Here is a 6428-nt window from a genome sequence, read left to right on the forward strand (position 1 = left end):
CCCCCGGCTGGGTCTCCGCGAACGACGCGGTCTCCGCCGGAAGGCAGACCGTGAAGCTGACCGTGCAGGGCACGGGCAAGGAGACCGTCGTCCTGGAGTCCCTGAACGTCCGCGTCGCCGGGCGGAGCGCCCCGCTCTCGTGGACCACCTACAAGATGGGGTACCTGGGCGTCGGCTGCGGCGGCAACGTGCCCAAGCACTCCTTCGCCGTGAACCTGGACGCCTCGGTGCCACGGCCCGCCCCGCTCGACGGCGGCGACGGCTTCCCCTACAAGGTGAGCGCGGACGACCCGGAGGCGTTCTTCGTCAACGCCACCGCCAACAGCCGCTACGTACGCTGGTACCTGGAGCTGGAGTGGTCCAGCGGCGACCGGCACGGCACGGTGCGCGTCGACGACACGGGCAGGCCCTTCGCCACGAGCGGCGACAAGGGCCGCCCCGTCTACGGGTTCTCGCTCGACAGCAAGAAGTGGACGAAGACGAACCACGACGACGACAACGTTCCGGACCCGGCGGCGTAGCGGCCGGGGCGCCCGGCGCTCCCGGTCCGCATCCCGGAATGGTGCCGGTGAGCGGCACACGGTTCCCTACGCTGCCCGAAACAAAGGAGCCGCAGATGACCGTCACCGACGCCCCCGTGCCCACCGGACGCAACGAGGACCGGGCCCGACGCCCCGCCCCCGTACCCGCGTTCGCCGCCCGTGCCGCCGCCGTCGGGGGCTCGCCGGTACGGGACATCCTCGCGGTCACCGCGAGGCCCGAGGTGATCAACTTCGCGGGCGGTCTGCCCGCCCCCGGGCTCTTCGACGCCGAGGGCGTCGCGGCCGCCTTCCACGCCGTCCTCACCGAGGTGCCCGAGCGGGCCCTCCAGTACTCCACGACCGAGGGCGAACCGGCGCTGCGGGCCGCCGTCGCCGCGCGCACGGCCGTCCGCGGGCTTCCCACCGACCCCGACGACATACTGATCACCACCGGCTCGCAGCAGGCGCTCTCGCTCCTCGCGACCGCGCTCATAGAGCCGGGCGACACGGTCCTCGTCGAGAACCCCTGCTACCTCGCGGCGCTCCAGGCCTTCGCCTTCGCCGGGGCGCGCGTCGTCCCCGTGCCCTGCGACGAACGGGGCATCGACCCCGCCGCCCTCGACGAGCTGATCACCACCCACCGCCCGAAGCTGCTCTACACCGTGCCGACCTTCCAGAACCCCACCGGCCGCACGCTCCCCGCGGAGCGGCGCGCCGGGATCGCGGCGGCGGCCGGGCGCCACGGGCTGTGGATCGTCGAGGACGACCCGTACGGAGAGCTGCGCTTCGAGGGGGAGCGGGCGCCCTGGATCGCCACGTACCCGGGGGCCGAGGACCGTACCGTGCTGCTCGGCAGCTTCTCCAAGGTGATGGCGCCGGGGCTGCGGCTCGGCTGGCTGCGCGGCCCCGCCGCGCTGCTGCGGGCCTGCACCGTCGCCAAGCAGGCGGCCGACCTGCACACGCCCACCGTCAACCAGCTCGCCGCGGCGCGCTACCTGGCGGACCGCGACCTCGACGCCCACGTCGCCCGGGTCGCGGGGATCTACCGCGAGCGGCGGGACACCATGCTGGCGGGGCTCACCGAAGCCCTGCCCGAAGGGTCGGGCTGGATCAGGCCCGAGGGCGGCATGTTCGTCTGGGCGAGGCTGCCCGAGGGGTACGACACCACCGAGCTGCTGCCCGGCGTCGTCGCGCACCACGTGGCCTATGTGCCGGGCGCGCCGTTCTACGCCGGGGAACCCGACCGGGCCACGCTGCGGATGTGCTTCGTGACGCAGTCCCCCGACGAGATCGCCGAGGGACTGCGGCGGCTCGGTGCCGCCCTCGCGGAGCGCCGGACGCTCAGAGGCGCTCGGGCGTCCTGATGCCCAGGAGGGCCATGCCCTGGTGGAGCGTGCGGGCCGTGATGTCACACAGGAACAGCCGGTTCTCCACCTCCGCCGGGGTCTCCGCCTTCAGCACGGGGCACTGGTCGTAGAACGTCGTGTACAGCGACGCCAGCTGGTAGAGGTAGGCGGCCAGCTTGTGCGGCGCGTACTCCGCCGTCGCGTCCGCGATCAGCGCGCCGAACGCGTCCAGGTGCAGGCCGAGGGCCCGCTCCGCCGGGGCGAGGGAGAGCTCCGGGTGCGCGGCGGGCCGGACGCCCTCGCCCGCCTTGCGCAGGATCGACTGGATACGGGCATACGCGTACTGGAGGTAGACCGAGGTGTCGCCGTTCAGGGAGACCATCTGGTCCAGGTCGAACTTGTAGTCACGGCTGGCCGACGTGGACAGGTCCGCGTACTTCACCGCGCCGATGCCGACCTGGAAGGCCCGCTCCTGGATCTCCTCCTCGGTCAGGTCCCGCGCCTTCTCCCGCACGACCTCGGCGGCACGCTGCACCGCCTCGTCGAGCAGGTCCTGAAGGCGCACCGTCTCGCCCTCACGCGTCTTGAACGGCTTGCCGTCCGCGCCGAGCACCGTGCCGTAGCCCATGTTGTGGGCCGTGACGTCGTCGTTCAGCCAGCCCATCCGGCGGGCCGCCTCGAAGACCATCTTGAAGTGCAGCGACTGCCGCACGTCCACCACGTACAACAGGGTCGTGGCGTGCAGGTCCACGACACGGTCGCGGATCGCGGAGAGGTCCGACGCCGCGTACCCGAAGCCGCCGTCGGCCTTCTGCACGATCAGCGGGACCGGCTGGTCGTCCTTGCCCTTGATGTCGTCGAAGAACACGACGAGCGCGCCCTCGGAGCGGACCGCGACACCCGACTCCTCCAGGAGCCGCGCCGTCTCGGCCATCATGTCGTTGTACGCCGACTCGCCGACGATCTCCTCGTCGCGGACCTCCATGCCCAGCTTCTCGAAGACCGAGTAGAAGTAGACCTTCGACTCGTCGACGAACCGCTGCCACAGGTCGAGCGTCTCCTTGTCGCCGGACTGGAGGGCGACGACCCGCTTGCGGGCCCGCTCCTTGAACTCCTCGTCCGCGTCGAAGACCGCCCGCGAGGCCTTGTACACCCGGTTCAGATTGCTCATCGCCCGCTCGCCGTCGACGTCGGCGGCCGGGGCGAGCTGGTCGGGGTTCTCGATCAGGTACTGGATGAGCATGCCGAACTGGGTGCCCCAGTCGCCGATGTGGTGGCGCCCGATCGTCTTCTCGCCGGTGAAGTCCAGCATGTGGCGCAGCGCGTCGCCGATCACGGCCGAGCGCAGGTGGCCGACGTGCATCTCCTTCGCCACGTTCGGCTGGGCGTAGTCGATGACCGTGGTGCCCGCGCGGGGGTTCAGCGGCACGCCGAGCCGGTCGCCGTCCGCCGCCCGCGCCGCGAGGTTCCTGGTGATCGCCTCGTCGGTGACCGTGATGTTCAGGAAGCCGGGCCCGGAGACCTCGACGTCCTTGATCAGGTCGGGGGCGGTCAGCCCGGCGACGACCTGCGTGGCCAGCTCACGCGGGTTGCCCTTCAGCTTCTTGGCGAGCGCCAGGATGCCGTTGGCCTGGAAGTCGGCCCGGTCGCTTCGTCGCAGCAGCGGGTCCGCGGCGCCCGCTTCCGGCAGGGCAGCCGAAAGGGCGTCAGCGAGACGCTGGTGGACGGAGGCGGTGAGGGACGTGACCGAGGCCATGAAGTGGGTGCCGTTCTGCTCGGGTGCCGTGGCTTGCTGTACCTACGAAAACCGAGTATCCCACGCGGTGAAAAGCGGTTTTCGCGGTTAGGGCCCGACCTGGGAGAATGGCAGCGTCAAGCGGTACTCACGTAGAGAAGAAGGGCGTGCCGATCGTGGCTCAGAGCACCGATACCACCGACTGGGTCTCCCGCTACGCGGACGAGGTCATCGCCGAGTCGGAGCGTCGTGCCCAGGGCGCGAAACGAGCCGACGACGCCGCGCCGGTGGTCGTCGTGGCCTCCGGACTCTCCCCTTCCGGCCCGATCCACCTCGGCAACCTCCGTGAGGTCATGACCCCGCACCTGGTCGCCGACGAGATCCGGCGGCGCGGGTACCAGGTCCGCCACCTGATCTCCTGGGACGACTACGACCGCTACCGCAAGGTCCCGGAGGGCGTACCCGGCGTCGACAAGTCCTGGGCCGAGCACATCGGCAAGCCGCTCACCTCCGTGCCCGCCCCGGCGGGCTCGGCGTACCCGAACTGGGCCGAGCACTTCAAGGCCGCCATGGCCGAGGCCCTCACCGAACTCGGAGTCGAGTACGACGGGATCAGCCAGACCGAGCAGTACACCTCGGGCGTCTACCGCGAGCAGATCCTGCACGCCATGCGGCACCGCGCCGACATCGACGCCATCCTCGACCAGTACCGCACCAAGAAGGACCCGGCGAAGGACGGCAAGGGCGGCAAGGGCGGAAAGCAGCAGCAGAAGCCCGTGGACGAGGCCGAGCTGGAGGCCGCCGAGGGCTCCGGCGCGGCCTCCGAGGACGACGGCAGCGGCGGCACCGGCGGGTACTACCCGTACAAGCCGTACTGCGGGCAGTGCGAGAAGGACCTGACCACCGTCGTCTCCTACGACGACGAGAGCACCGAGCTCGTCTACACCTGCACGGCGTGCGGCTTCGGCGACACGGTCCTGCTCAGCGAGTTCAACCGCGGCAAGCTGGTCTGGAAGGTCGACTGGCCGATGCGCTGGGCGTACGAGGGCGTGGTCTTCGAGCCGTCCGGCGTCGACCACTCCTCCCCGGGCTCCTCCTTCGTCGTCGGCGGCCAGATCGTGCGCCAGATCTTCGGCGGCGTGCAGCCCATCGGCCCCATGTACGCCTTCGTGGGCATCTCCGGCATGGCGAAGATGTCCTCGTCCAAGGGCGGGGTCCCGACCCCCGGCGACGCCCTGAAGATCATGGAGGCGCCGCTGCTGCGCTGGCTGTACGCGCGCCGCAGGCCGAACCAGTCCTTCAAGATCGCCTTCGACCAGGAGATCCAGCGGCTCTACGACGAGTGGGACAAGCTGGAGTCCCGGGTCGCCGACGGCTCCGCGCTGCCCGCCGACGCCTCCGCCCACTCCAGGGCGGTCCGCACCGCCGCCGGTGAGCTGCCGAAGACCCCGCGCCCGCTGCCGTACCGCACGCTGGCCTCGGTCGCCGACATCACCGCCGGGGCCGAGGACCAGACGCTGCGCATCCTGCGCGACCTCGACCCGTCCGACCCGATCGCGTCCCTGGACGAGGTGCGGCCCCGCCTCGACCGCGCCGAGAACTGGATCACCACCCAGGTCCCGGCCGATGCCCGCACCATCGTGCGCGACGAGCCCGACACCGAGCTGCTCGCGTCCCTGGACGACGAGGCCCGCGCCTCGCTGCGGCTGCTCCTGGAGGGCCTCGACGAGCACTGGTCCCTCGACGGCCTGACCCACCTGGTGTACGGCGTCCCGAAGGTCCGCGCGGGCTTCTCCGCCGACGCCACGGCCAAGGAGCTCCCGCCGGAGATCAAGGTCGCCCAGCGCACGTTCTTCGCGCTGCTCTACCGGCTGCTCGTGACCCGGGAGACGGGACCGCGCCTGCCCACGCTGCTGCTCGCCGTCGGCGCGGAGCGGGTGCGCAAGCTGCTCTCCGCCTAGCACCTGGCCGTACGCAGCACCTGGCCGTACGGGTACGGGGCCTCGTTCCTCCGGGAGCGGGGCCCCTTCCGTATGCCCGTATGCCCGGAAGTGCATCCTTCGGACTACCCCGGGGTCGGTCCGGGGCAGGACGCGACGGCCGGCTCCGTCCGTGATCGTGGACGTATGAAAGAAATCATCTCCATCGTCGGATGGGTCGTCGGCATCCAGGGCGCGCTCGGCGCGGGAGGGCGCCTCTTCGGGGACGAACCCCTGGGCGTGCTCCACCAGTGGTGGGACATCCCCACGCCGCTCTATGTGGCCATGGCCGCCGTCGGCGCCGTGCTCGCCCTCTACGGCGAGACGAGCAAGAAGCGGGCCGGGGCCAGGGGCTGAGCGGGCGTCAGGCGATGTGGTCCTCCATCAGCTCGTCGTTGAGACGGGCCGCGAACCGGTCCATGAGGTTGTTCACCTGGCGGGAGTGGAGACGCAGGCCGTACGCGGCCTCCACGTTCGCCGCGAAGGCGCCCGGGGTCGGCATCCCCTCGCCCGCTATGGACTGCCGGAAGACCTGGTAGAGCTCCTCGGAGGTGGGTGACGCCTGCGGCTCGGGCTCGGCCTGCACGGTCTCGGGCTCGGCCCGCACACCCTCCGCCTGCACGGGCTCGGCCTGCACGGGCTCCGCCTGGTGCGGGACGCCGGGGCCCAGGGGGCGGGTGCCACCGGAGCCGTTGGGCACCGGGAACTCCGGCTCGCTCCCGGGCTCCGGCTGCGGGTGCTCGGCGGCCGGGTCGTACGTGGGGTCGTAGCCGCCCTCGTACGTCACCTCCTGCGGGTCCTTGCCCGCGAACCACGGGCTCGGCGCAGGGGCGGCCTGTTCCGCGTC

Annotated in this window: 4 protein-coding genes and 2 pseudogenes; 4 read left to right on the top strand and 2 right to left on the bottom strand. The window is 71.5% G+C overall.

All coding sequences use genetic code 11. The features are described from left to right. Positions 1–521: pseudogene (locus tag AB8Z36_RS25685) on the top strand (transcriptional regulator); the annotation flags it as partial. Between the two features lie 95 nt (positions 522–616). Further along, positions 617–1885 (top strand): aminotransferase-like domain-containing protein, encoded by a 1269-nt coding sequence (locus AB8Z36_RS25690; protein WP_369215751.1) that lies wholly within the window; start codon positions 617–619, stop codon positions 1883–1885. Here AB8Z36_RS25690 and argS read toward each other — a convergent pair. Beyond that, positions 1863–3623: an arginine--tRNA ligase gene (argS, locus tag AB8Z36_RS25695; protein WP_369215752.1), complete on the bottom strand. Its 1761-nt coding sequence runs from the start codon at positions 3621–3623 to the stop codon at positions 1863–1865. The genes AB8Z36_RS25690 and argS overlap by 23 nt on opposite strands. 146 nt (positions 3624–3769) lie before the next feature. Here argS and lysS point away from each other — a divergent pair, with 146 nt between their 5' ends. Beyond that, complete coding sequence (lysS, locus tag AB8Z36_RS25700; RefSeq protein WP_440581994.1) at positions 3770–5563, top strand: lysine--tRNA ligase; 1794 nt, start codon at positions 3770–3772, stop codon at positions 5561–5563. Between the two features lie 165 nt (positions 5564–5728). Continuing rightward, positions 5729–5938, top strand: a complete 210-nt coding sequence (locus AB8Z36_RS25705; RefSeq protein ID WP_369215754.1) for a hypothetical protein — start codon at positions 5729–5731, stop codon at positions 5936–5938. Positions 5939–5945: 7 nt separating this feature from the next. Here AB8Z36_RS25705 and AB8Z36_RS25710 read toward each other — a convergent pair. Next, positions 5946–6428: pseudogene (locus tag AB8Z36_RS25710) on the bottom strand (DUF2637 domain-containing protein); the annotation flags it as partial.

It is taken from the genome of Streptomyces flavofungini (assembly GCF_041028215.1).
GTDB lineage: Bacteria > Actinomycetota > Actinomycetes > Streptomycetales > Streptomycetaceae > Streptomyces > Streptomyces flavofungini_B.